Annotated in this window: 18 protein-coding genes, 4 pseudogenes and 1 other annotated feature; of the genes and pseudogenes, 6 read left to right on the top strand and 16 right to left on the bottom strand. The window is 62.9% G+C overall.

The genetic code is table 11. The features are described 5' to 3' along the window. Nucleotides 1-55: 55 nt before the first annotated feature. Together ftsH and ACRAQ3_RS20655 are read right to left on the bottom strand one after the other, a co-directional pair. Nucleotides 56-1,891, bottom strand: a complete 1,836-nt coding sequence (ftsH, locus tag ACRAQ3_RS20660) for an ATP-dependent zinc metalloprotease FtsH (protein WP_322338190.1) — start codon at nucleotides 1,889-1,891, stop codon at nucleotides 56-58. A gap of 25 nt (nucleotides 1,892-1,916) precedes the next feature. Then, nucleotides 1,917-2,363 carry a MarR family winged helix-turn-helix transcriptional regulator gene (locus tag ACRAQ3_RS20655; protein ID WP_322338191.1) on the bottom strand — a complete coding sequence of 149 codons (447 nt, stop codon included), beginning with the start codon at nucleotides 2,361-2,363 and terminating at the stop codon, nucleotides 1,917-1,919. Between the two features lie 160 nt (nucleotides 2,364-2,523). Between ACRAQ3_RS20655 and ACRAQ3_RS20650 the strand changes: the two genes are divergently transcribed. Beyond that, nucleotides 2,524-3,459: a zinc metalloprotease HtpX gene (locus ACRAQ3_RS20650; protein WP_432257176.1), complete on the top strand. Its 936-nt coding sequence runs from the start codon at nucleotides 2,524-2,526 to the stop codon at nucleotides 3,457-3,459. A 346-nt stretch (nucleotides 3,460-3,805) separates the two neighbouring features. On the opposite strand, the gene ACRAQ3_RS20645 is transcribed toward ACRAQ3_RS20650, so the two are convergent. The 7 genes from ACRAQ3_RS20645 to ACRAQ3_RS20615 form a co-directional block, all read right to left on the bottom strand. Next, the gene (locus ACRAQ3_RS20645) at nucleotides 3,806-4,723 is read right to left on the bottom strand and encodes a DnaJ C-terminal domain-containing protein (RefSeq protein ID WP_322338193.1); all 918 of its coding nucleotides are present in this window, start codon (nucleotides 4,721-4,723) and stop codon (nucleotides 3,806-3,808) included. A gap of 40 nt (nucleotides 4,724-4,763) precedes the next feature. Next, complete coding sequence (htpX, locus tag ACRAQ3_RS20640; protein ID WP_322338194.1) at nucleotides 4,764-5,684, bottom strand: protease HtpX; 921 nt, start codon at nucleotides 5,682-5,684, stop codon at nucleotides 4,764-4,766. 3 nt (nucleotides 5,685-5,687) lie between these two features. Beyond that, complete coding sequence (locus ACRAQ3_RS20635) at nucleotides 5,688-6,266, bottom strand: nucleotide exchange factor GrpE (RefSeq protein WP_322338195.1); 579 nt, start codon at nucleotides 6,264-6,266, stop codon at nucleotides 5,688-5,690. Nucleotides 6,267-6,292: 26 nt separating this feature from the next. Beyond that, nucleotides 6,293-7,702 carry a DegQ family serine endoprotease gene (locus tag ACRAQ3_RS20630; protein WP_407660156.1) on the bottom strand — a complete coding sequence of 470 codons (1,410 nt, stop codon included), beginning with the start codon at nucleotides 7,700-7,702 and terminating at the stop codon, nucleotides 6,293-6,295. A 63-nt stretch (nucleotides 7,703-7,765) separates the two neighbouring features. After that, entirely contained in the window at nucleotides 7,766-8,275 is a 510-nt protein-coding gene (locus ACRAQ3_RS20625; RefSeq protein ID WP_322338196.1) for an Hsp20/alpha crystallin family protein, read from the bottom strand. A 32-nt stretch (nucleotides 8,276-8,307) separates the two neighbouring features. Next, nucleotides 8,308-8,703: an Hsp20/alpha crystallin family protein gene (locus ACRAQ3_RS20620; RefSeq protein WP_322338197.1), complete on the bottom strand. Its 396-nt coding sequence runs from the start codon at nucleotides 8,701-8,703 to the stop codon at nucleotides 8,308-8,310. Nucleotides 8,704-8,727: 24 nt separating this feature from the next. Next, complete coding sequence (locus ACRAQ3_RS20615; RefSeq protein WP_322338198.1) at nucleotides 8,728-9,168, bottom strand: Hsp20/alpha crystallin family protein; 441 nt, start codon at nucleotides 9,166-9,168, stop codon at nucleotides 8,728-8,730. 319 nt (nucleotides 9,169-9,487) lie between these two features. On the opposite strand from ACRAQ3_RS20615, the pseudogene ACRAQ3_RS20610 reads away from it, so the two are divergent. Beyond that, nucleotides 9,488-10,846 (top strand): annotated as a pseudogene (locus tag ACRAQ3_RS20610) (IS3 family transposase). 76 nt (nucleotides 10,847-10,922) lie between these two features. On the opposite strand, the pseudogene ACRAQ3_RS20605 reads toward ACRAQ3_RS20610, so the two are convergent. After that, nucleotides 10,923-11,134, bottom strand: a pseudogene (locus ACRAQ3_RS20605) (transposase); the annotation flags it as partial. Between the two features lie 49 nt (nucleotides 11,135-11,183). Beyond that, on the bottom strand, nucleotides 11,184-12,278 hold the full coding sequence (locus ACRAQ3_RS20600) for an SAVED domain-containing protein (RefSeq protein WP_432257184.1): 1,095 nt from the start codon (nucleotides 12,276-12,278) through the stop codon (nucleotides 11,184-11,186). Nucleotides 12,279-12,544: 266 nt separating this feature from the next. Continuing rightward, nucleotides 12,545-12,603 (top strand) — a sequence feature (sul1 is cis-regulatory element that is thought to sense ions involved in sulfur or methionine metabolism; They are found in Alphaproteobacteria). A gap of 68 nt (nucleotides 12,604-12,671) precedes the next feature. Between ACRAQ3_RS20600 and ACRAQ3_RS20595 the strand changes: the two are divergent. Next, nucleotides 12,672-14,149 (top strand): annotated as a pseudogene (locus ACRAQ3_RS20595) (SulP family inorganic anion transporter). A 13-nt stretch (nucleotides 14,150-14,162) separates the two neighbouring features. Next, a pseudogene (locus tag ACRAQ3_RS20590) lies at nucleotides 14,163-15,017 on the top strand (universal stress protein). A 39-nt stretch (nucleotides 15,018-15,056) separates the two neighbouring features. On the opposite strand, the gene ACRAQ3_RS20585 reads toward ACRAQ3_RS20590, so the two are convergent. The 3 genes from ACRAQ3_RS20585 to ACRAQ3_RS20575 form a co-directional block, all read right to left on the bottom strand. Beyond that, nucleotides 15,057-16,082 (bottom strand): IS1595 family transposase, encoded by a 1,026-nt coding sequence (locus ACRAQ3_RS20585; RefSeq protein ID WP_322336323.1) that lies wholly within the window; start codon nucleotides 16,080-16,082, stop codon nucleotides 15,057-15,059. A gap of 132 nt (nucleotides 16,083-16,214) precedes the next feature. Then, nucleotides 16,215-16,712 carry a hypothetical protein gene (locus tag ACRAQ3_RS20580; RefSeq protein WP_322338200.1) on the bottom strand — a complete coding sequence of 166 codons (498 nt, stop codon included), beginning with the start codon at nucleotides 16,710-16,712 and terminating at the stop codon, nucleotides 16,215-16,217. Further along, the gene (locus tag ACRAQ3_RS20575) at nucleotides 16,709-17,950 is read right to left on the bottom strand and encodes a nucleotidyltransferase domain-containing protein (RefSeq protein WP_322338201.1); all 1,242 of its coding nucleotides are present in this window, start codon (nucleotides 17,948-17,950) and stop codon (nucleotides 16,709-16,711) included. The genes ACRAQ3_RS20580 and ACRAQ3_RS20575 overlap by 4 nt, the downstream gene beginning before the upstream one ends. 262 nt (nucleotides 17,951-18,212) lie before the next feature. Between ACRAQ3_RS20575 and ACRAQ3_RS20570 the strand changes: the two genes are divergently transcribed. Then, nucleotides 18,213-19,472, top strand: coding sequence for an IS256 family transposase (locus tag ACRAQ3_RS20570; RefSeq protein WP_322337585.1), 1,260 nt, complete (start codon nucleotides 18,213-18,215; stop codon nucleotides 19,470-19,472). 84 nt (nucleotides 19,473-19,556) lie between these two features. Continuing rightward, nucleotides 19,557-20,027 (top strand): cupin domain-containing protein, encoded by a 471-nt coding sequence (locus ACRAQ3_RS20565; protein WP_322338202.1) that lies wholly within the window; start codon nucleotides 19,557-19,559, stop codon nucleotides 20,025-20,027. 650 nt (nucleotides 20,028-20,677) lie between these two features. Here ACRAQ3_RS20565 and ACRAQ3_RS20560 read toward each other — a convergent pair. Further along, nucleotides 20,678-21,823 carry a ParB N-terminal domain-containing protein gene (locus ACRAQ3_RS20560; RefSeq protein WP_322338203.1) on the bottom strand — a complete coding sequence of 382 codons (1,146 nt, stop codon included), beginning with the start codon at nucleotides 21,821-21,823 and terminating at the stop codon, nucleotides 20,678-20,680. Continuing rightward, the gene (locus ACRAQ3_RS20555) at nucleotides 21,823-23,211 is read right to left on the bottom strand and encodes a ParA family protein (RefSeq protein WP_432257175.1); all 1,389 of its coding nucleotides are present in this window, start codon (nucleotides 23,209-23,211) and stop codon (nucleotides 21,823-21,825) included. The genes ACRAQ3_RS20560 and ACRAQ3_RS20555 overlap by 1 nt, the downstream gene beginning before the upstream one ends. Between the last annotated feature and the right edge of the window lie 68 nt (nucleotides 23,212-23,279).

The following is a 23,279-nucleotide window of genomic DNA, read 5'->3' as shown; positions in this document are numbered from 1 at the left end:
CTCCTTTGTTCATCCTTCATGTTGCCGTCGAGCGGCGCGGTTTCCTTGTTCTGGATCAAGCTGCCTTAGGCGCCTTGGGCGATTTCACTTGTTTCGCGATGGCCTGAAGGCCGGGTTCATCCAGGGTTTCTCGATCGAGCAAGCTCTTCGATGTGCTTTCCAGCAGCGTGCGGTTGGTCTCGAGCAAGCTGACCGTTTCGTCGAAGATGCGCTCGATCACTTCCTTGACCGCCGCGTCCATTCGCTCGGCCGTCGCCTCGCTGTAGCGCCGGTTGAGCCAGGACGACTGATCCCCGGTGCCGAGGAAGCCGGGACGGTCGGTGTCATAGCTGACATGGCCGAGGTCCGGGTCCATGCCGTAGCGTGCCACCATGGCGCGGGCGATGTCGGTCGCCTTCACCAGATCATCCGCAGCGCCCGTGGACAGGTGATCGTAGATGATCTTCTCGGCAGCGCGCCCGCCAAGAAGCACCGCGATCTTGTTCTCGAGCTCCTCGCGGGTCATCAGGAACCGGTCTTCGGTCGGCCGCTGGATGGTGTAGCCAAGCGCCCCGATGCCGCGCGGGATGATCGAGACCTTGTGCACCGGATCGACCCCGGGCAGGGCCATGGCGACCAGAGCGTGCCCCATTTCGTGATGCGCGACGATCTCGCGCTCGCGCGGGTTCAGCACCCGGTTCTTCTTTTCCAGCCCGGCGATGATCCGCTCCACCGCATTGTTGAAGTCGTCCATCGACACCGCGTTGGCCTTGCGCCGAGTGGCCAGAAGGGCCGCCTCGTTCACCAGGTTGGCAAGGTCGGCACCCGAAAACCCCGGTGTCAGCGCCGCGACCTTCTCGGCATCGACATCCCCGCCCAACGTCACCTTTTTCATGTGCACGTTCAGGATCGCGACGCGGCCCTTCTTGTCCGGCTTGTCGACCAGCACCTGGCGGTCGAAGCGGCCGGCGCGCAGCAGGGCAGGATCGAGGATCTCGGGCCGGTTGGTTGCGGCCAGAAGCACGATGCCGGTCGAGGGATCGAAACCGTCAAGCTCGGTCAGAAGCTGGTTCAAGGTCTGTTCGCGCTCGTCGTTGCCGCCGATGTGCTGGCCGGCGTTGCGGGCCCGGCCGAGCGCATCCAGCTCATCGATGAAGATGATCGCCGGAGCGCTCTTGCGGGCCTGCTCGAACAGGTCGCGCACCCGCGCGGCACCGACCCCCACGAACATCTCGACAAATTCCGAACCCGAGATCGACAGGAAGGTCACGCCAGCCTGCCCGGCCACAGCGCGGGCCAGCAGCGTCTTGCCCGTCCCCGGCGGCCCTACCAGCAGGATACCCTTGGGCACCCGGGCCCCGAGCTTGCCGTATTCTTCGGGATTGCGCAGAAACTCGACGATTTCCTCGAGCTCCTGCTTGGCCTCGTCGACCCCGGCCACGTCTTCGAAGGTGACGCCGGTCTCCTTTTCCATATAGACCTTGGCGCGGCTCTTGCCGACTTGCATGAAGCCACCGAAACCCTGCTTTTCGGCGAACTTGCGAAAGAACAGCATCCAGAGCGCAAAGAAGACAAAGGCGGGAACGACCCAGGAAAGTATTGCGCCGAGCCAAGTGTTTTCCGGCACACCGGTGATTTCGACATCGGCCGCGTCGATCCGTTCGAGAAGAGCGGGGTCGACGATGTTTGTGACAAACTGGTTGCGGCCGTCCACGGGCGCGTCGAAGACACCGCTGATGTGGTCCTTGCCGACGGCAACCGACTGAACCCGGCCCTCCTCGAGATAGGTCTCGAACTGGCTGTAGCTGATCTGGGCGATATCGCGGGTGCCCGCGATGATGTTCTGGATAAAGATCACGGCCATGAAGGCCAGAACCCAATACCAGATGTTGAACTCGGTTTTCTTCTCCATCGCTTCACCCTCCCTCCGATAACGATCAGGCTGCTTGCGAACGGCTTTCTGTCAGTCGCGTCTTGATCTTCTGAAGAGAGCGCTGAAGCTGCCGGCGCTCTGCTTCGCCAAGGTCTTGAAGAACCTCCTCCCGCAGTGCCTCCCCGACCGACTTCAGCCGTTCGAGCAGATCGCGGGCACCTGGCGTGACGGCCAACAGGTTCGCACGGCGGTCTTCGGGATCATCATGGCGTTCGACCAGACCGCGTTCCTGGAGGCGGTCCACCAACTTGCCGGTCGCTGCCGTGCCCAGTTCCAGTCTCGCAGCAAGATCAGACTGTGTCAGCATCTCGTTCTGCTCGATGATGCCGATGGCCATCCAGCTCACCCGCGTCAGGTCATACGGCCGGAGTGCTTCGTCGATGCGAAGCCGCAACAAGTGCGCAGCGTCATGGAGGAGTGAGCCGACCACATCATCCTTCTTTCGGATCATCTGCTAACAGCCATTCTCTTTACATAAATAATGCATGCATATCATATGCGTGCGTGAGATGGGGGCTTGCGCGTCGCTGTCAAGGCCAAGGGGTGAAAAATCTTTCGGCCGAACGAGAGGAAGTAATGAATTCAGCCAAGCAATGGCCGATACTCGGGCCATGTCGCCTTCCGTGCTCCATCAAACCCGTAACTTGGTGCAATCCATGCTGCTGATTGGCGGCATGGGACTGATAGCTTGGGCGGTCGTAGCAACGATTGCGGGTCCGGGGCTGACGCTTCTAACCGTCGGGAGTTCGGTGATCGGCCTGCTCCTTGCACCATCCCTTCCAAAGACCGTGCTCCTCTCGGCCTATCGCGCCAGACGCCTGACGGGCCGGACCTTCCCCGAAGGTGTCGGAATGATCGCCGAGCTCGCCCGCCGTGCCGATCTCCCGAGGGTGCCCGCGCTCTACTATATTCCGAGCGAGTTGCCGAACGCCTTCGCCATGGGTGATCCCCGAGACAGCGCCATATGTATCACCGACGGTCTACTGCGGCTATTGGATGCCCGGGAGCTGGCCGGTGTCCTGGCGCACGAAGTTGCCCATGTTGCAAACCGTGACCTGTGGATCATGAGCGTGGCTGACGTCATGTCCCGCGTCGTCTCGCTGGCCTCCTGGGTCGGGCAATTGATCCTGATCCTGAACCTTCCGCTCCTGCTGAGCGGCGCTGCCTACGTCCCTTGGCATATCCCTTTGATGCTCGTGTTCTCGCCAACCCTTATGGCACTCTTGCAACTCGCCCTGTCCCGGACCCGGGAATTCGACGCTGACCGCGGGGCGGTCGACCTGACCGGTGATCCGGACGGGCTGGCCTCGGCACTATCGAAGCTGGAGCGGCGGGTCGGCCGGTTCTGGGAGGACATGTTCCTGCCGGGCAGGCGCATCCCCGAGCCGTCCCTCTTGCGCACCCACCCCCCGACGGAAGAACGCATACGGCGCCTACGGGACCTGCAAGAGCGTCCACCGGTGCCTTGGGGCTCCGAGCCGACACGGTTGCCATCAAGCGTCCGAACCGGGCCGCCCCGGTTTGGTCCCTGGGGGGTTTATCGCTGAATATTCGGGTGTTCAGTTTAATGCGCTCGATTGCTTGGAGGATGCGCAAACGGCCGTCGGGCAGACTGGCGAGATGGCGAGATGGCGAGATGGCGAACGCTGCGCGCTGTCAAAACGAAACCTTCGGTCAAGCTGCGCTTTCAATGTTCTGTAGATGAGGGGGAAAGCAGACGTTTGCCGACGCGTTGGCGAATGGCTGGTTCGGGCCGTAAGACAGATAGCTGAGGTTTCTCCCGGTCCCTGAAGCGGATCTGACACTTTCAGCTGGTCTCGGCTTCTGCTGATGAGTTTGCATCATGCAGTTCAGCAAAGCGCTGATGATCCGAGCCACCCAAGGTTGCGAATTTCAAAGCCTTCCGGTCTCATTTCGAAGATCGTGCGGGACGTGCTCTCTCCACCGTTCTGCCAAGGACTTCATCTTGGCATCGATCTGCTTCGGCAACCGGATCGACAGCCGGACATAATGGTCACCCGCCGGCCGCTTTGCGCGGTGGATGCCCTTGCCCTTGAGCCGCACGCGTTGACCCGACGAGGCGCCTTCCGGCAGCTTCATCGAGACCGGTCCCCAGATCGTCGGGACCTCTACCCGGGTGCCGAGCACCGCCTCGTCGAAGGTGATGGGCAGTTCGATCTCGATATCGTCGCCATCGCGGAAGAACTGCGGGTGCGACCGGACACGCGCCTCCACATAGGCATCGCCTGCCGGGCCACCATGCAGGCCCGGCGCGCCCTTGCCCTTCAGGCGCAAGACCTGTCCGTCACGCAGGCCGGCCGGTATCCGCAGGTCGATCGCGCGCCCGTCCGGAAGGGTGACCTCCCGGGTCGTGCCACGGGCGGCATCGAGGAAATCGACCTCGATGCTGTAGCGCAGATCCGCGCCCGGCGCGCCAAAGTGGGTCGAGCGACGACCGCGTGCGCCGAACAGATCCGCGAAGATGTCGGAGACGTCCTCGAAAGCGCCGAAAGGCGCGTCGTTCTGGCCAGACGCACCCGCCGTGGCCCCGGCATAGCTCCAGCGGGGGTGGGGGCGCGGCTGTTCCTGTCCGTTGGCGTCGATCTCGCCCGCGTCGAAGCGGCGGCGTTTTTCCGGGTCACCGAGGATGTCATAGGCCGCGCCGACGCGCTGGAACTCGTCCTGCGTGGTTGCGTCGCTGCGCGACAGGTCCGGATGCAGTTTCTTTGCGAGCCGGCGATAGGCCTTCTTGATCTCGGCCTGCGAGGCGTCACGTTTGACGCCGAGAGTTTCATAGGGATCGTGTGTCATGCCTCAGAACTCCGAACGGTCGAACAGACCGAACACCTCGTCAAAGTCGCGCACGTCGTCCGCCGCCGCGGTGGAGGGAGGCGCCATGGGCGCGCGCCCGCAGCGCCGCGATCCGCGCCTCCAGCGGCGGGTGACTGGCGAAGAGCGCCTGCACGCGGCCCGCGTCGAAGGCCATGGCGCGCATCTCGTCGGGTAGCGGTGGGGCGTGCCGTAAGTGCCGCAACCGCTCCAGCGCGGCGATCATGTTGTCGCGCCCGGCCAGCGCGGCCCCGCCGGCGTCCGCGCGGAACTCTCGCCAGCGCGAGAACCACATGACGATCGCCGTCGCCAGCACGCCCAGCACCATCTCGGTCACCAGCGAGACGATCCAGTAGCCCGGCCCATGGCCGCGCTCGACCCGTAGCACGAGCCGGTCGACCAGGAACCCAGCCAGTCGCGACAGGAACACCACGAAAGTGTTCACCACCCCTTGGATCAGCGCCAGCGTCACCATGTCGCCATTCGCGGCATGAGCGACCTCATGGCCGAGCACGGCCTCCACCTCCTCCTGCCGCATATGGGCAAGCAGGCCGGTGCTCACCGCGATCAGCGCCGCGTCGCGCCGCCAGCCGGTGGCGAAGGCATTGGGCGACGGGTGATCGAAGATGCCGACCTCGGGCATCGCGATCCCGGCGCGCAGCGCCTGATCCCGTGCGGTCTGCAACAGCCAGCGCTCGGTCGGATTGCGAGGGGCTTCGATCACCCGCACCCGCATCGTCGCTTTGGCCATCGGCTTCGACAGCACCAGCGAGACGAGCGAACCGCCGAAGCCGATCACCGCAGCGAATACCAGCAGCGCCGTGAGATCGAGATCGACGCCGTTCGCGGCGAGCAGCCCCTCGATCCCCAGCACCCGGAAGGCCAGCGACAGCACGAGGAGCACCGCGAGGTTCGTGCCAAGGAACAACGCCAGCCTCAGCATGGCTCAGCCCTCCTGCCGTCCCGGCGCGGCGCTGACCGTCACCCGGGCGGGGCGGATCAGCCGCCGGCCGATGGCGTAGCCCGGCCGGTGCAGCACCAGCACCCGCCCGGCCTCGACGCCGTCCTCGACCCGGGTATCGATGGCCTCGTGATGGACCGGGTCGAAACCCGTGTCCTCGGGCGCAATGATACGCACGTCGAGGGCCTTCATCGCGGTCTCGAAACAGGCCCGGATGCGCTCCAGCCCTTCGAGGTGCTGCGCCACGCGCTCGTCCTTGGTATCCGGTCCGGACCGCGCGGCCTCGATCCCGAGCGCCAAGGCGTCGAAGCCAGGCGCCAAGGCCTCTATGGCGAGTGCGATGCCGTGATCGCGCCCTTCGACGCGGGCGATCTCGGCGCGCTTGCGAGCGTTCTCGGCCTCGGCCATGGCGCGCTTCCAGCGATCGGTCAGGTCCGCGATCTTCTCGTTCACCGTTGCGGTGTGGTCCGCCCCGGTGCCCTCGGTAGGCTGCACCGCTGCATCGATCTGCGGCTCCTGGGTATCGGTATTGGCTTCGTCCTTTTTGATCTCGAGCTCTTCCATGTCAGACCTCCTTTCCTGCTTGGGGCTCAGCGCATCACCAGAAAGATCCGGGCCGAGCCGCGCTGGACCGTCAATGCGAGCGCCCCTTCGACCCCTGCCAATTGCCGGCGCAGCTCGACCAGCGATCCGACCGGGGCACGGTTCACCGCAAGGATCACGTCGCCAGCCATCAACCCCGACCGCGCCGCGCGGCTGCCGGGATCGACCCGCGCCACCAGCACACCCGGTTCGCCGCCGAACATCGGATCACCCGGCTCCAGGTCACGCAGCTCTGCGCCTGACAGCCGATCCATCGCCCGATCATCCGTGAGCGAGGCGACCAGCCCGCCCTCGCGCAACTCGGCCTCGACCGTCACCGCATCACCGTCGCGGATCACCTCCAGCTCGACCGGGCTGCCGATCCGCTTCAGGCCGATCTGGCTGCGCAGGTCGGCCGAGCCCGCGACCGGGCGGCCATCGACCGAGACGATCAGGTCGCCGGGCTCCAGCCCTGCCTCCTCGGCGGCGCTGCCGGGTTCCACCTGCGTCACCACCGCACCGAGTCCAGCCTCGATCCCCAGCGCTTCGGCGAGGTCCGGTGTGAAATCCTGAATCATCACGCCGAGCTGGCCGCGCCGCACCTCGCCGAACTCGACCAGCTGATCCATCACGGCGTGGGCCATATTGGCCGGAACGGCGAATCCGATGCCGACATTGCCGCCAGAGGGCGCGATGATCGCGGTGTTGATGCCGACGAGCCGCCCGTCGAGCGTTACTAGTGCCCCGCCCGAGTTGCCAGGATTGATCGAGGCATCGGTCTGGATGAAGTCCTCGTAGCCGTCGACGTTGAGGCCGCTGCGCCCCAACGCGCTGACGATGCCGGATGTGACGGTCTGACCCAGCCCGAACGGGTTGCCGATGGCGAGCACGTAGTCCCCCACCTCCAGACGGTCGCTGTCGCCGAGTTCCAGCTCGGCGATATCCTCAGCTTCGATCTGCAAAAGCGCGATGTCGGTACCGGGATCGCTGCCGACCAGCTCCGCCTCGAAGCGGCGGCGGTCCTTCAGCGTAACCACGATCCTGTCGCCCTCCGCGACGACGTGGTGATTGGTGAGCACGTAGCCTTCCTCGGCGTCGACGATGACGCCCGAACCCGCACTCATCTGCTGGCGTGGCGAGGGCTGGGGCATCGGCGGCAAGTCGAAATAGCGCCGGAAGAAGGGATCGGCGAAGAGCGGGTTGCTCTCCACGTCCTGTCGCGTCTCGACCGAGATGTTGACCACGGCGGGCGTCACCTCGGCCAGAAGCGGCGCGAGGGTCGGCAGGCCGTCATCATTCAGGAACAGCGGGCGATCGGGCGTCTGGGCCACCATGGGGTTGGCGGCCAGCAACGTCATGCAGAGCGCCGCCAGCCAGCGACGCAGAGCGATCCAGGGGCTGGGCACGGGACCGGGCATCGTCTCCTCCTTGACTAATGAAGCGAGCTGGGCGCCCGGTCGCCACCGGCCGCCCGAACGGGCTCAGGCGGCCTTGACGGGGATGCGCTTGACGCGCGCCTGCGCCTCGGCGGTCTTCGGCAGGCTGACCTTGAGCACGCCTTTTTCGAAGCGCGCCTCGGCCTTGTCGGCATCGACCCCCGGCGGCAGCGGAATGGTGCGCGCGAAGGCACCAAAGGAGCGCTCGGACAGATAGACGCCCTTGCGCTTTTCCTCGTACTCGACCTTCTTCTCGCCTCGGATCGTCATCACGTCGCCGGACAGAGAGATGTCGACATCCTCGACATTCATGCCGGGTAGTTCGACCGCCACCTCGATGCCGTTATCGGTCTCGGTGACGTCGGCGCTGGGACCGAACAGGCCGATCGGGCCGCGCTGGCCGTTCCGACCGTTATCGACCTTGTGCCAGAACTCCTCGAACACGTGGTTGATGTCGCGTTGCAGCATGGCGAGCGGGCTGGTGGTGCCGCCATCGCCATTGGCCGGGGTCTTGGGTTTCTCACGACCCCAGGGAATGAGATCGCTGATATGCATGTCGTTTTTCCTCCTAGGTTCGGGTCAGGACGTCAGTTCGCCCTGACCTTGATCTTCTTCGGCTTGGCCTCGGGCGCGCGTGGCAATTCGAGCCGCAGCACGCCGTGCTTGAAATCGGCCTTGATCTTCGACTGGTCGACCTCGTCAGACAGGGTGAAGACCCGGACGTAGTCGCCCTCGCGGTACTCGGTCGACAGCCGCCGGTAGCCCTCAGGGGCGTGCGGCCGCACCTTGCTTTGAAGCGTCAGCACCTGCCGCTCGAGCGTCACGTCGACATCCTCGGGCGCGACGCCGGGCATGTCGGCCATGATCACGGTGGTGCCGTTCGTCTCGAAGATGTCGACCGCCGGGGTGAAGCTCATCGCCATGCGGTCCTTGCCGGTTTCGGCCATCTCGCGTCCTTCCTGACGCGCAACTTCCTGTGCCATGTTCTCCTCCTTTCTCCTGCGATGTCAGGACGACTTGATCTCGATGCGCTTGGGCTTGTCCTCCTCGGGGCGCTGCATCTCCACCGTCAGCACCCCGTTCGCGAACCGGGCCTCGACCCGGTCGGGGGCGATGCGGAACGGAAGTTCGATGCTGCGGGAGAAACGCCCCTGCGGGCGCTCGCGGCGATGCCATGTCGCGTCCTCCCCGGTCTGCGGCTCGGGATAGTGCCCCGACAGCGTGACGATGCCGTCCTTCACGGTGAGTTCGATATCGTCCTGTGACAGCCCCGGAAGCTCGGCGGTCAGCACGATGCTGTCCTCCCCGGCCCAGAAGTTGATCGCGGGGTGGCCGTCACGCGGTGCCGTGCCGAGCCCATCGAACATGCGGTTCATGTCGCGCTGCATCCGCCGCATGTCGGCAAAGGGGTCCGCCATGCCGAAGGGCGCAAAGGATGTCTGAAGCATTGGTCTCCTCCTTTCCTGTGGCGTCCATCTGTCGGATCGCGGGGCCGCGGCAGCACGCGCCGCGGCGGCGCACGATCGATCGATGCGAGGATGTCCCGGAAAGGCAGGTTGCAGGGCGGAGCACTGCTGTCGGCCGGCGCGCCTCATGGCACCGCCGCCAGATCGGCAGTCGACGGGAAGGCCGCGATGCGCCGAACCTCCGTCTGTCCACTACCCGGGGACCCGCCTCCGGCATCCCCGAGGCGCATGTGGGAATCGGGAAATCTGCTGTCAAGCCCGGATCTGGAAAATCGGCTGAAGGCCGCCCACATGCCGATCGATAGCGCAGTCGCTGGTGAAGGACATCCGTCGGCGCACCCGGAAGCACCATTCGGCCGAGGAAAAGATCCGCATTGTTCTGGATGGGCTGCGCGGCGAGGACAGTGAGCCATGTCGCGCCATCGGTCCAAGCGACAATGGCGAATGCCGAACTCTGCCGGCGCGAGGGAATCGCCACGAGCCTCTACTACAGCTGGTCGAAGGAGTTCCTCGAGGCCGGCAAGAAGCGGCTCGCGGGCGACACGGCCCGTCAGGCCACCAGCCCCGAGGTCAAGGAGCTGCGGCACGAGGCCTCGGCACTGAAGGAGGCAGTGGCCGATCTCACCCTGGAGAACCGCCTGCTCAAAAAAAGCATGCTCGGGGATGGGGGAGACGAGGCATGAGATATCCCGCTTCCGAGAAGCTCGAGATCACCCGGCAGGTGGAGCGGTCACACCTGCCGGCGAAGCGGACGCTCGACATGATCGGCGTGCCGCGCGCGAGCTTCTACCGCTGGTATGACCGCTATCTGTCGCCGGGCCCCGCCGGGCTCGAGGACCGGCCCTCGCGACCGAGCCGGGTCTGGAACCGGATTCCCGACAAGGTGCGCAAGCAGATCGTCGATCTGGCCCTGGAGCAGCCCGAGCTGTCACCCCGGGAGCTCGCCGCCCGCTTCACCGACACCCGGCGTTACTTCGTGTCCGAGGCCAGCGTCTACAGGGTTCTGAAGGCCCACGACCTGATCGCCAGCCCCGCCTTCGTGGTGATCAAGGCAGCGAACGAGTTCCACGAGAAGACAACCCGGCCCAACCAGCTCTGGCAGACCGACTTCACCTATCTGAAGGTCATCGGCTGGGGCTGGTTTTACCTCTCGACCATCCTCGACGACTACAGCCGCTACGTCGTCGCCTGGCGGCTCTGCACAACGATGAAGGCGGCGGATGTGACCGCGACGCTGGAAGATGCCTTGGTCGCCTCGGACTGCGATCGGTCCACCGTCGCCCACCGGCCCCGGCTGCTCAGCGACAATTGCAGCAGCTACATCTCCGGGGAGCTGGCCGGTTGGCTCGGTGACAAGGGCATGGACCATGTGCGCGGCGCCCCGAACCACCCCCAGACCCAGGGCAAGATCGAGCGCTGGCACCAGACCCTGAAGAACCGCATCCTGCTCGAGAACTACTACCTGCCCGGGGCGCTCGAAGAAGCCGTGGCGGCTTTCGTCGACCACTACAACCATCACCGCTACCACGAGAGCCTCCGCAATCTCGCCCCTGTCGACGTCTATCTCGGCGGGGCCGACACCATCCTCAATCGACGAAAGGAGATCAAAGCCAGGACGATCGAAAAGCGCCGTTCGCTGCATCGCCAGACGGCGGCATGAACCGAAACCCGAACGAGCCAGACCCTCCATTCGACATCAGGCCACCGTGTCCCAGATCATCTGACGACGGACACGGAACCCGCGCCAGTTCCTTCTTCAGGCGCCGGATCTCGGTGCCTTTTCCGCCTCGCCTGATGACGCCTTCGCGAGCCTCTTCTTTCGGGCATAGAGCGAATACGGGCTGACCCCGAGCCGCTATGGCACCTCCCTGACCGGGTAGCCTCGCTCGGTGATCTGCGCGACCACGTCCTGCTTGAACTCGTCGCCGAACCTGCTGCTGCTCATCATGGCCTCCTTGCCTCAAAATTAGCGAAAAAGGCGTTCACAAGGCACGGGGTTATTCAATCCTATGCCGCCGTATGAAGCCCGATGGTGTTTCATCGTAAACGTTGAAAGGCGGATGGGCCTTCGGCTGCCAGACACGCCCGAATTCAATAGCGCAGGTGGTGGGCACGGCCGGAAAGACAGACACGCAAGCGTCCGGTCCATGCTCTGTCTTGATTTCGTCGAATACCCGACCAGCGAGCTTTCTGTAGTCACTCAGCACAGACTGACTGCGCAGCACGCTTGTGCCAAATTCAGAACTGCGAATTTCCCAGATCGAGACATCTTCGCCGAGCACCGACGTCACGCGGCTGTCTGGAATCTCCGCCGAAACGGCGAGCTTCAGCGCTACCTGCTTGTGCGCAGAATTGCCCTTCCGTCTTTCAAACGAGATATCCGGAGAGTCGTTCGGCCAAACCCAGCTTGGATGAGGCCCGCGATGCCTACCGAAAACCGTGACGTCGCTGAGGTCGGATAGCAATCGGCCGAGTTCCATGAGCAAGGGGATGGGCGCGAAACCGAATACGGCAAGATGCTCCAGTTCGCCGTCCCTGAAGCGACCCCGGATCTCTCGGTCGTAGACCCTGTGGAGGTTGGTCAGCTCGGTGTCGTAGTAGTTTCGGTCGGAATCCTTGTGCTCGAGCCCTCGGATCGAGATGTCGATCGGATTTCGATCCGCGATAACGAACTGTGGGATCATGGCTCGTGCACAATCTTGGCGAGGGATGGCTGTCTCGTTGTCGCCAATTGCTGCCGAGATTCGAAGGATGTGTGCCCGTGGCGCGTGAGGGAATTCAAGGGCCCTGGCAATTCTTTCTTCGTGTCGCCGCTTCATGTCCAGCAGCGTCTCGACGGTATAGATGTCCAACTTGTTTCTGTCGTCGATCTCGTCGTGATGAACCGCACACATCAGCATGAGGTTGTCCGGGTCGTCCGAGAGTTGAAGTGACAATACCTGATCACCCCTCGGCCCTTTCGGATCGGAGGCAACAATGTGCGCAAGAAGGGCATGGTTCTTTCGCAGGTCTCCGGTAATCAAGTCACCATCGAGCTGCTTTCCGCAGTTGGGGTAGGAGCATCGACCTGCGGCTCGTCCCCACACAACCATACGCGTCACTGGCTTTGGGCTATGCCCCCGAGACATTCCGCAGCTCCTTCTCAGAACCCGCTTATCCACCAAAGAAAGCAGATCACCAAATCCGTGAAATCCAGAATAAGTCCTCTCGAAAACGGAGACCATTCGCGCTGCCGTGCGTGCCTTTGCGCGCGCCCTTGAAGGCAGCCGCGATCCTTGTCGGCCTCTTCTCCGTATGATCCCGAGTGGGTTGATCTGGTTGCACTCTGGGAGGCCACCCGCTATCTGCGATCCAATCATCTGGACCCGGGGTGCGATCCCTGGGTGGCTCTCCCGGCCGCCGATCCGCCGGGCCAACCAAGATTATCTGCAAAGATGACCGGTGCGGCATAGCCGCCGAACCGGACAGGAACGGAACACTTAAACATGAACCTCGACGCCTACCGACGCCAATGGCTCGGTAACGTGCGCGGCGATCTGCTCTCCGGCATCGTCGTCGCGCTCGCCCTCATTCCCGAAGCGATTGCCTTCTCGATCATTGCCGGCGTGGACCCCCAGGTGGGTCTCTACGCCTCGTTCTCCATTGCCGTCGTCACTGCCATCGCCGGCGGCCGGCCGGGCATGATCTCGGCTGCGACAGCCGCCACGGCTGTGCTGATGGTGACACTCGTCGCCGACCACGGCCTCGAATACCTCTTGGCGACCACGGTGCTCGCCGGCCTTCTCCAGATCGCTGCCGGTTTCGCGCGGCTGGGGCACCTGATGCGCTTTGTCTCGCGCTCGGTGATGACGGGCGTCAACGCGCTCGCCATTCTGATCTTATGGCGCAGATCCCGGAACTGACGGGGGTGCCTTGGCTCACTTATCCGCTGGTCGCGGCCGGCCTCGGGATTATCTACCTCTTTCCCTATCTCACTCGGGCCGTGCCCTCGCCGCTGGTGACGATCATCCTCCTGACGGCAGTGGTGATGGTCATGGGCTGGGACGTCCGCACCGTCGGCGACATGGGCGCGCTGCCCGACACGCTGCCGGTCTTCCTGATCCCAGACATTCCGCTCAATCTCGAGACGCTCGCGATCATACTACCCTATTCGGCGGCGGTGGCCGTCGTCGGGCTGCTCGAGAGCATGATGACCGAGAATATCGTCGACGATCTGACGGACACGGGGTCGGACCGGAACCAGGAGTGTATCGGCCAGGGCCTCGCCAACACGGCGACGGGCTTTATCGGCGGCATGGCCGGCTGCGCGATGATCGGGCAGTCGATGATCAACATCAAATCCGGCGGCCGCGGACGGCTCTCGTGCTTCGCGGCCGGTGTCTTCTTGCTCTTGATGGTGGTCCCGCTTGGCGAACTCGTGGCGCAGATTCCGATGGCCGCGCTCGTGGCAATCATGATTATGGTCTCGATCGGCACCTTCTCCTGGTCCTCGATCAAACAGCTGAAGACGCACCCTCGGTCTTCGTCCATCGTCATGCTCGCGACGGTGGCGGTCGTGGTCTACACCCACAACCTCGCCATCGGCGTGCTCGTCGGCGTGCTGCTGTCGGGTCTGTTCTTCGCGGGCAAGATTGCGCAGCTGTTCCGGGTCTCCTCGTCCCTGTCTGAGGACGGGCGCGTGCGGACCTACCATGTCGAGGGGCAGCTCTTCTTCGCCTCGGCGGAGGATTTCATGGACGCCTTCGACTTCAAGGAGGCCGCTGACCGCGTGGTGATCGACGTGAGCCGCGCGCATATCTGGGACATCTCCTCAGTTGCTGCCCTCGACATGGCCGTGCTCAAGTTCCGCAGGGATGGCTCTGAAGTCGAGATCGTCGGCATGAATGAAGCGTCCGAAACCATCGTCGACAGGCTTGCCGTGCACGACAAGCCCGGCGCGATGGACAAGCTGATGGCGCATTGAGGGAGGAGACGTCATGACCAAGAAGATTATCGCCCTGGTAGACGGCTCCGCCTACTCGAGGAGCGTCTGCGACCACGCCGCATGGATCGCCGGATGCGGCGACTATGCGGTCGAGCTGATGCACGTGCTCGGTCGGCGCGAGAGTGGCGCGGGATCGGACCTCTCCGGCGCAATCTCCCTCGGCGCACGCAGCGCCCTACTGGAGGAGCTGTCCAGTCTCGATGAGCAGCGCGCGAAACTGGCCCTTACGCGCGGCCGTGCCATCCTCGAGGACGCAAAGGCGCTTCTCGACGACGCGAGTGTGTCCGTGCGACGGAGCACCTGCGCCACGGGGATCTGATCGAGGCGATCTCCGAGAAGGAAGGCGGTGCCGAGATGATCCTGATCGGCAAACGCGGCGAGGCCGCCGACTTTGCAAAGGGGCACCTCGGCTCGAACCTGGAGCGCGTGGTCCGTGCCGCGTCGAAGCCTCTGTTCATCGCGTCCCGGGCATTCCGCCCGATCGGCAAGGTGCTCATCGCCTACGACGGCAGCGCGAGCGCCATGCGTGCGGTCGATTACGTGGCGCGCTCTCCGCTCTATGCGGGGCTCGGGATCAGGATCGTCACGGTCGGGTCCGAAACGGAGGCGACGAAGAAAGGGATTGAGGACGCGAAGGCTCTGCTCCTGGCCCGCCGGGCTCGAGGCGGAGACGGGCATCCTTCCCGGCCAGCCGGAGGAGGCCCTCGGCAAGCTCATCGACGAGGCCGGGGTCGATCATCTCGTCATGGGGGCCTCGGGGCATTCCCGTCTGCGGTCGCTCTTCGTGGGCTCGACGAGCCTCGAGATGATCCGCACCTGTAAGGTGCCGATCCTGCTGGTGAGATGAGCCTACGAGTTCGGACCGTGGAGGGATGCGCACTTCAGGCTACGGCCAGTATAGCCCGTATTCCTTCGAGCGGCGGATCTGCTTTCCGACCGCCCCCTGAAGCAAGACGCGCATCTGGTCGGCCACAGGGATCGGCTTCCAGATTGTCGTCGATTTCTCCCGGTCGATGCCGGCCTTCGTAGTCCATTGCTTGACCACTTCCCGGACCGGGTCGCGATGGTTCCACCGCCAGACAATCTCGTCGAGGTATCGCTGGAGGTGCTGTCGACCGAGGTTGTGGTAGACCCCGACCAAAGCGCGCTGCACCTGGGAGATCACTGCCTCAGCCGTGTTCACGTGGGCGCCGGTCTCCGGGTTGGCATACTCTTTCTGGCTGTGGATCACATACTGGTGGTCGGCCATCGTCTGTCCCAGACCCCGGTAGCTCTTGCTTCCATCGGTCATCAGGTTCGTCGTCTCGGGGTCGATCCACTCCAGGAGAACCGGCTCGAGCGTCGCCCTTTTGTCATCGGAAACGACCCTGGCGCGTGTCTGCCCATCGCGAGAGGCCGCCACGAAGATCATCGGCTTCCCAGTGCCCTTGCCGCGTGGATTATAGGCCTCTGACAGGGATTTAGGGGCTCCCCCGACATACGCCTCGTCCACCTCGACGATGTCCTCCAGCGGCAGCAGCTCGGCGTTCCGGTCGTCCATCATTTCCCTGATGGCGTGCCCCATCTTCCACGCGGTCTTCTGGTTCACGCCGAGCAGCCGTGCCATCACGACCGAGGATATGCCCTTGCTCGATGTGAGCACCAGGAACATCGCGCAGATCCAGATACGCAAGTCGAGCTTGGTGCCGTGCATCGGGGTGAGCGTGGTGACCGTGAATTGGAGACGGCAGTCTCGGCACTGGTAGAGCCCCGGTCGGCAGGTCCTTCCGCGCAGCGCCGACGAGGTCGCCGACCCGCAATGCGGACAGTGCCTGCCGGTCGACCATATGATACCCTCCAGGAAGCGTCGCGCGTGCATCTCGCTCGGCATCCGCTTCCAGATGTCAGGGATCGACTTCAGTTCGGTGATCATCAGGGCTCTCCGCTCGTTCCGCCAACCGAGCAATGTTGGCCCGGCGGGTGTTCGGCGAAGAAGAAACCTGGAAAATCGCGCAAAATGCGGCGATATGGCGGAAAAGCTAAGCTAAATCAGAGTCTTGGTCTATTAGCTGCTTTTTCTCGTGGATAAGCGGGTCTCAGAACGGTTCATGCCGGCCCCGATCGAGATGGGCCCGGGAGCATTGGCTCCGCGCCACACTCCGTCAAAATGCCAGAGCTCGTAGTGATGCAGCCATTCCGAAGCCCAAGGGACGATCGTGTCGGAGATCCACATCGAGCTGCGCCACTCGTTCTGCTCCGGGTCGAACAGACAGAGCGCGGAGTCCTTGGGCGATCCCGGGTCGTAGAGCAGGTGCGGTATATCGATCCAGTCGGCTCCGGGCCGAGGCGCGATGGTGGGCTGGCGGACGAACACCAGTGGAGAAATTGTCTTGGCGGGGTTCCAGACGACGACCACCTTGTAGCTCATCTGGAAGCCACGGACCGGGCCGATCCAGGCTACCTGACCGTCCGCGAACACGGTCAACGGCTTCAGCACCGGCCAGACCTTCCGCATACGCTCGACTTGTGCCTCCCGCGATTTCGATCGCTTGGTCGTTTTCATTTCGGCAGGCAACCGGAGTGGAAGTGATGCGCAGGTGCTTTGGACGTCGGCGCCGCCTTCGGGCTGGCTGGTGTCAGCAGGGCGGGGGCGGCCACGAAGCCCTTCGCGGGCTCGAAGGCGCTCGGGATGGACAATCCGCGATGGCTATCGAGGTAGGAGCGGACAGCCTTCTCACTGACCCGTTCCCCGAAGAGTTCATCGAAAATTCTGCGGACCTCGGTGAAGCTCGACGATCGGGCCCGCGCGAGCTCGGCGATGAGGTGCTGGAGGTCATCACGAAAGACACGCAGATCTTCGTTGCTGGCCGGCCAGCGATCGTTGAAGTCCTCGTATGGCGGGGCCGGGTTCTTCTCGTCAAGCGGAACGCCGGTGACCAAGGACGTGTGGACCCGGCGCTCGAGGTCGAGCGCATAGCTCTCCAGCTGAGCGCACAGGCCGTTCTCGTTCGGCGAAACCAATGCCGCGATTTTGGACAGGTAGATCGAGATGGGGCGCTTCAGTCTACGCTTTGCGTAGCGCAGGTTCAGGTAGCGCTTCATTAGTTTGAGCGCGATCACCTGGGGGGCGTCTCGAAGGGGATTTCGAGGCGCCGGCAGGGCATCGATATCCGCATCAGCCATGATCGATCTGGTGATTAAGCGATCTCTGATCCCCATATTCGCCCGCATTGCCTTCACGTGGTCACTGAAGGCGCGGCTCGGGAGGGCTACCTGCTTCTGGAACCAATCGGCAAAGCCATAGGGGTTGGCCGGGAAGAGCAGATCGTCGCCGTCGTCCGGGCTGTGGTAAATCACGCCAGAGCGAAGCGGACGAGGCTCTCTGTGAGGGTCCATCGGGGTCACATCCAGATGCATGAATGCGAACTTGAGCTGAATGCACCGCGTGCAGCGCTCGATATCTTGAACGTCGGGGAACCCCTGAAACGCCGTGAACAACTCGTCCAGCACATCCGAAATCGACCACCCTGCGGGCCGCCTGAACTCCAAGATGGCATCGAGATCGAAACGGTCGTCCGTTGCCCCGTCGATGATGGTCGCGCCGATCGCTCGCGAGCCTTGTGCGTATACCAGCGCATTGTCCATGTGGGGACGCAGCGGGCTGGCGGGCCGTTGCAGATGCTCAGGGATCAATCGATAGCGTCTCTCGGCAACTCGATGATCTCGATCGCTGAGTTCGAGCTCAAGTGCCGTTCCGAGTAGCAAAGCGTCAAGGCCAGGTGCAGTGTCATCAAGGGGCATATCGGTCTCCTTCTCTACGAGCTCGTGCAACTGCCTCCCCCAATCAACTTGCCCTGCAATCAATATATAGACAGAACACCCGCATAACAACACTACACATGGTATTTTATACCCCTTATGTTCTCGAATGGCATTCTTGCCTATTAAACGACCTGCGCCAGAAGACGGAGCTATGGCTGAAAATGGGTGATGCGGCCTGAGAAGGCGGCGTATCGTGGCGGGTGCTGAAGCCTGCCAGAACCTCCCGAAGGAGCGATACGCCATGAAGAACGATACTGACATCATCCCGCTTCGTCAGCCCCATTCGCTGGACGATCCCCTGACCGAGATCGCCCGTGAGGGGGCGCGCCGGATGTTGGCTGCGGCCCTGCGGGCGGAGGCGGATGCCTTCGTCGCAGAGCTTGCCGAAACCCGCCTGCCAGATGGGCGCCAGCGCGTGGTTCGGCATGGCTACGGCCCCGAGCGTGAGATCCAGACCGGGATCGGCGGGCTCGCAATCAGGCGGCCGAAGGTCCGGGATCGGTCAGCGGAGAACGAAGCGGATAAGATCCGGTTCACATCCGCGATCCTGCCGAGGTGGGCGCGGCGCTCGCGCAGCTTGGACGCGCTGTTGCCGGTTCTCTACCTCCGCGGCATCTCGACCGGGGACTTCCAGGAGGCGCTCGCGGCCCTGCTCGGCGAGAACGCCCCGAACCTGTCGCCTGGCGTGCTGGCGCGCCTGACCGGTGAATGGGAAACGGAGTATGGGCGCTGGCAGCGCCGCGACCTCGCCGCGCGTCGTTACGCCTATGTCTGGGCCGACGGCGTCTATCTCCAGGCCCGAATGGAGCCGCAGGCCGAATGCATGCTGGTTCTCATCGGCGCGACGCCGGAAGGAAAGAAAGAGCTCGTGGGCTTTCAGGTCGGCATGCGCGAGAGCGCGCAGAGCTGGCGCGAGCTGCTAGTCGACCTCAAGGCGCGTGGCCTGACCTGCGCGCCCGAGATCGCTGTCGGCGACGGCGCGCTCGGGTTCTGGAAGGCGCTCGACGAGGTATTCCCCAGCACCAGGCACCAACGCTGCTGGGTTCACAAGACGTCGAACGTGCTGAACAAGGTCCCCAAGTCCCTCCAGCCCGCCGTCAAAGCCGACCTGCGCGAGATCTGGCAGGCCGAGACCCGTGTCGCCGCCGAGGCTGCGCTGGACGTCTTCGTCGAGAAATACGGCGCGAAATACCACAAGGCCGCAACCTGCCTGACCAAGGACCGCGAGGCGCTGTTGGCGTTCTATGATTTTCCCGCCGCGCACTGGGATCATCTGCGGACCTCGAACCCCATTGAAAGCGTGTTCGCCACCGTCAGGCACCGCACCGTCCGCACGAAAGGTGCGCTATCCCAGAAGACGGCTCGGCTGATGGTCTACAAGCTCGTGCAAGCCGCCGCGAAGGGGTGGCGTCGCCTGAAGGGCGCCAACCAGTTGCCAATGGTGATCGAGGGCGTCAAATTCACCGACGGCGTCCTCGACGCCAAGAACCGCGCCGCCTGATCAAAGCGCGTCACCCAAATTCGGGCATAGCTCTGGTCAACTGTGATAGCCTCATAGAACAGCTGTGACCTGGGAGGACAGATGATGCCAGGTGCCACCCCGCAAGATGGTTGGAAGCAATCTGGAGTCCGCGTGATCAAAGCAGATAGCTTGGACCACAATACACCACAGACTCCGGGGATGGATCGTGCTGCCGCAGTCAATTTCGCGCGCGTCGGGGCGCAGAGGATTTGGGCCGGGACAGTCGACGTGGAGCCCAATGCGAAGACTGGCGCACATCATCACGGGCATCTTGAAAGCGTAATCTATGTTGTGCGTGGAAAAGCTCGGATGCGCTGGGGAGAGCGGTTGGAGTTCGTCGCTGAGGCAGACCCGGGCGATTTCATCTACGTGCCACCTTTCGTCCCCCACCAAGAGATCAATGCCTCGACTGATGAGCCGTTGGCGTGCGTTGTCGTGCGGTCGGACCAAGAACCGGTCGTGGTCAACCTCGACATCGAGCCGGCCGAAGTCGTCGAGGAAGTGCTTTGGGTCGATCCAAATCACCCCACATGATCTGTCTGCAGCGGCACAGACGCCAGCGGCCTGCACAACGCAATGCGCCAAGACAGACAATTAGCCGATTTGCTCAGAATGTCTGCCGCGGGCCGCTCTTCGTTCTGAACGTCAGCAACCGGTGCAATCCGAGACTTCCGCAGCGACAAGATCGGTCGGGGGAGTTGCACCGTTCTGCTCCGCACCCTTTTTGCAGCTGCTCCCGGTCGTATCCGATAACCCATCTTATCGGACATGAGCGTGCTACGCCCAGTGGCATGCCGGACACGTCCGAAATCGCCGCCAAAATCGCCCGCTCCAGCTGGCCCGAACGACCTGCGCGCCACCCTCGGTCACGACCTAGGCGGCCTGAGCCTCGGCTGTGCTCTCATCGGCGATGCGCTTAGCTTGCTTGTAGGCAGCAGGATCGAAGACTACCAGTTCGTGCGTCTGCTAACCCGTTCTCTAGTAGATTGCGATCAACTTGCTCATGCTGGCTCTCCCTTGTTCCTAAGTATAGAGTCCTCGGGATCGTAAGTTTAAGTTCAGAGTGGGCGGCAGTTAACAATCAAGCATCTAATATTGCTGGATAAAAGAAGCTCAAGGATAGCATTGGAAAGCCAACCTTGAGCTTGGACGGTCAAATATCACCTTGGTGATACCGGCCGATATCACTCCACTTCGGGGTTGCCGATATAGTCCACGAGGAGGCCTTGAAGCCGCTCTTGGAATTCCGCCTCCCGGTGTGGCGGGACGTGGACACCCTTCGCGGCCACAGTCATCTTCTTCCCCTTGTGGGCTACCACAACAAGACCAGCGCCCGGGAGGTTGAATCTGATCGGGGTGCGCTTAGCCGCCACCTGCGCGTTCTCGGGTACCCTACCCTTCGCGACACCAGCCTCCTTCTGCTGATTGGCGCACCATTCTCTCACCTGATCCCAAGTGGCATCCCGCCCGAGTTCTGCGAGGATCCTCTCTCGGTTCGCAAGGCACCGGTGCGCATGGGAGACTTTCGGCTGGGTGACACCGAGTCGCTCGGCCAGCGCCCGCTGGCTGAGTTCGATCCCCTCCTCACGGAGCTGGTTGGCGATCTCCCCGATCGAGAAAAGCTCCTCGAGCATAGAGAGATCCTGCCTCATCGTATTCTCGGCGAACCGCTCTTCAAGGTCAGCAGCCCGGGTGCTGAGGGCAATCCCTTCGCCACCGAGCGCTGACGCCGCATCAGTCACGATGACAGCAAGCACCGGAATACCCAGCTCCTTGCAAACAGCGAGGCGTCGTCGCCCTGACTGGACGACGAACTTGTCGTCTGTGCCGATAGCTTCGGGAGACGACGGGCTGGGTTGCCAGCGGGCGTCGACAGGGCGTACTCGAATGGGTTGAGTTTGGCCGCGCAGGCGGATGTTCTCCCGAAGAGCTACGAACTCTGGGTCTTCGAGCCAGCCATCCAGTCGATCAGAGTTGACCTCATCGATGATTTGGTCCGGATTGATACCGACCGACATCATGCCAGAGATGATACGCTTGGCTGTCGTTTGTGTATGGACTTCGACTCTTGAAGTCGCATCGCTAAGGCGCTTCTCCGCATCTTTGAGACGACTGCTCTGCTCACTATCCCCCTGCCCTGCGTCGAGCTCAGCCCTAAGCTTGGCGACTTCAGCTTTAGATCTTTCGAGTTCGGCTTTGAGGATCTCCTGAGCGGTAGCTCCGACCTTGGTCGTTTTCTTCTTAATACCCAGCCGCTCGATCTCAGCGAGTTCTGCCAGTTTAGCTTCCTCACTCATGGGAGCCGCCGGCATGTTGAACCTCTTTCCCATTACCACTTCTCCTCGATGAATTTCTGCGCGTGTCCTTTGGTCGGCAGCGCCCCATTCCAAGCCAAGTCAACGAGCGCATCGTTCACAGCGTTGGCCGTCTTCATGAAGCTGCGGGCAGACGCTCGGCGCTCCCTGGGTGCGTCATACTCATAGATCGATTTGAACTCATCAGCTGCATTGGCCACGGCGTCCGAGCGGCTATACCAGACCTGGGTGAAGAGGTCCGGCTCCCGCGACCAGAGATCCGCGATCTGGCGAACGTCACGATCGTTGGCTTCCTGAACGATCGTCGGGAGAACCGCGTGCCGGCCGAGTGGCTTCTCCTCATCGAAGGGCATCAGATCGAGATACTCGCGAATGTTGTCGGCGTATGATGAGAGCGTGCTTAAGTCAAAGGACTTCATCGTTTGCGGCACGATCAACGATGTCGCGGCCACCAGACCGTTGAGCTGCATGAAAGACAGTGAAGGCTGCTGGTCGATGATTATCACGTCGACAGTTTCGGTAAGGGCCACTTGATACCGATCGGTATCAAAGCTGCCATCCTCCCGCCGAAGGTCAGCGTAGGTAGTGTGGGGCCCATATGCCTCGTCCCACCTACGGATTGCATCTCTTAAGATCGTGGGGACTACGACGCCTTTCTTCGACAACAGGAAAAGGCTCACATCCCCGTAGGGAATGTCGCCGCCACCGGGAATGAAGCGGAGGCCCGGCCACTGGCTCTTCTGCCACATTGCGTCCATTTCTTCGACAGGGCGCTCGATATCCTCGAGGCTCGATGGGTCATCCACCCCCATGAAGTGAGCGACGGTATAAGCTTCGTCGGTATGGATCTCACTGTCAGCATCAGCGAAATAGAGCGTGGCGGTGGCCTGCGGATCGCAGTCGATCACACCCACTCTCAGCCCATAGTTCAGCGTCAGGTATTGTGCGAAGTGAGAGGCGCTGAGCGACTTTCCCGTACCGCCTTTCTGCGCACCGAACGTCACGATCCGGAGCGGATCACCGGGCTGCCGCCAGTAGAGATAGGGTCGTTTCCGATACTGCTGCGTCTGCAGGTGGGCGCGCATGAGCAGCAGATCTTGGAGGGCGTAGGTCCGACCTCCAGAACCGCTCACGATCTCCGGGGCAGGGAAGGTCCGCTCGGTTTCAGGCATCTGTGCGACCGCGCCCATATACTTCTCGCTGACGCCGAATAGCTCACCAACTTCCCGAAGCGAGAAGCGCCGATCCACCCGTTTGCGCTGCGTCAGTTCGCGCTGGAGGCGGCTCTCTGCCACTTCCATGCCGCTGGCCAGCCGGTTGATGAATTCTTTGAGTGTCACGTGGCGCTCTCCTGTTACTTTCTCAGCACCGATCAGGGCGGCGTTGTCCTGCATGTCCTGCATCATCATTTATCCTGTTTCTTCCACTCTGGCCGATCTCGGTGCGTGATACCGGTCGGTATCAGAGTGAT

This window comes from Limimaricola sp. AA108-03 (genome assembly GCF_050847355.1).
Taxonomy (GTDB): Bacteria; Pseudomonadota; Alphaproteobacteria; order Rhodobacterales; family Rhodobacteraceae; genus Limimaricola.
This window is presented reverse-complemented; position numbering and strand designations above follow the sequence as displayed.

What these genes read in the sequence shown, in the direction of transcription:
- ftsH (WP_322338190.1), bottom strand. Translation starts at nt 1,891, where the DNA reads ATGGAGAAGAAAACCGAGTTCAACATCTGGTATTGGGTTCTGGCCTTC.
- ACRAQ3_RS20655 (WP_322338191.1), bottom strand. Translation starts at nt 2,363, where the DNA reads ATGATCCGAAAGAAGGATGATGTGGTCGGCTCACTCCTCCATGACGCT.
- ACRAQ3_RS20650 (WP_432257176.1), top strand. Translation starts at nt 2,524, where the DNA reads ATGTCGCCTTCCGTGCTCCATCAAACCCGTAACTTGGTGCAATCCATG.
- ACRAQ3_RS20645 (WP_322338193.1), bottom strand. Translation starts at nt 4,723, where the DNA reads ATGACACACGATCCCTATGAAACTCTCGGCGTCAAACGTGACGCCTCG.
- htpX (WP_322338194.1), bottom strand. Translation starts at nt 5,684, where the DNA reads ATGCTGAGGCTGGCGTTGTTCCTTGGCACGAACCTCGCGGTGCTCCTC.
- ACRAQ3_RS20635 (WP_322338195.1), bottom strand. Translation starts at nt 6,266, where the DNA reads ATGGAAGAGCTCGAGATCAAAAAGGACGAAGCCAATACCGATACCCAG.
- ACRAQ3_RS20630 (WP_407660156.1), bottom strand. Translation starts at nt 7,702, where the DNA reads ATGCCCGGTCCCGTGCCCAGCCCCTGGATCGCTCTGCGTCGCTGGCTG.
- ACRAQ3_RS20625 (WP_322338196.1), bottom strand. Translation starts at nt 8,275, where the DNA reads ATGCATATCAGCGATCTCATTCCCTGGGGTCGTGAGAAACCCAAGACC.
- ACRAQ3_RS20620 (WP_322338197.1), bottom strand. Translation starts at nt 8,703, where the DNA reads ATGGCACAGGAAGTTGCGCGTCAGGAAGGACGCGAGATGGCCGAAACC.
- ACRAQ3_RS20615 (WP_322338198.1), bottom strand. Translation starts at nt 9,168, where the DNA reads ATGCTTCAGACATCCTTTGCGCCCTTCGGCATGGCGGACCCCTTTGCC.
- ACRAQ3_RS20600 (WP_432257184.1), bottom strand. Translation starts at nt 12,278, where the DNA reads ATGGTTGTGTGGGGACGAGCCGCAGGTCGATGCTCCTACCCCAACTGC.
- ACRAQ3_RS20585 (WP_322336323.1), bottom strand. Translation starts at nt 16,082, where the DNA reads ATGATCACCGAACTGAAGTCGATCCCTGACATCTGGAAGCGGATGCCG.
- ACRAQ3_RS20580 (WP_322338200.1), bottom strand. Translation starts at nt 16,712, where the DNA reads ATGAAAACGACCAAGCGATCGAAATCGCGGGAGGCACAAGTCGAGCGT.
- ACRAQ3_RS20575 (WP_322338201.1), bottom strand. Translation starts at nt 17,950, where the DNA reads ATGCCCCTTGATGACACTGCACCTGGCCTTGACGCTTTGCTACTCGGA.
- ACRAQ3_RS20570 (WP_322337585.1), top strand. Translation starts at nt 18,213, where the DNA reads ATGAAGAACGATACTGACATCATCCCGCTTCGTCAGCCCCATTCGCTG.
- ACRAQ3_RS20565 (WP_322338202.1), top strand. Translation starts at nt 19,557, where the DNA reads ATGCCAGGTGCCACCCCGCAAGATGGTTGGAAGCAATCTGGAGTCCGC.
- ACRAQ3_RS20560 (WP_322338203.1), bottom strand. Translation starts at nt 21,823, where the DNA reads ATGGGAAAGAGGTTCAACATGCCGGCGGCTCCCATGAGTGAGGAAGCT.
- ACRAQ3_RS20555 (WP_432257175.1), bottom strand. Translation starts at nt 23,211, where the DNA reads ATGCAGGACATGCAGGACAACGCCGCCCTGATCGGTGCTGAGAAAGTA.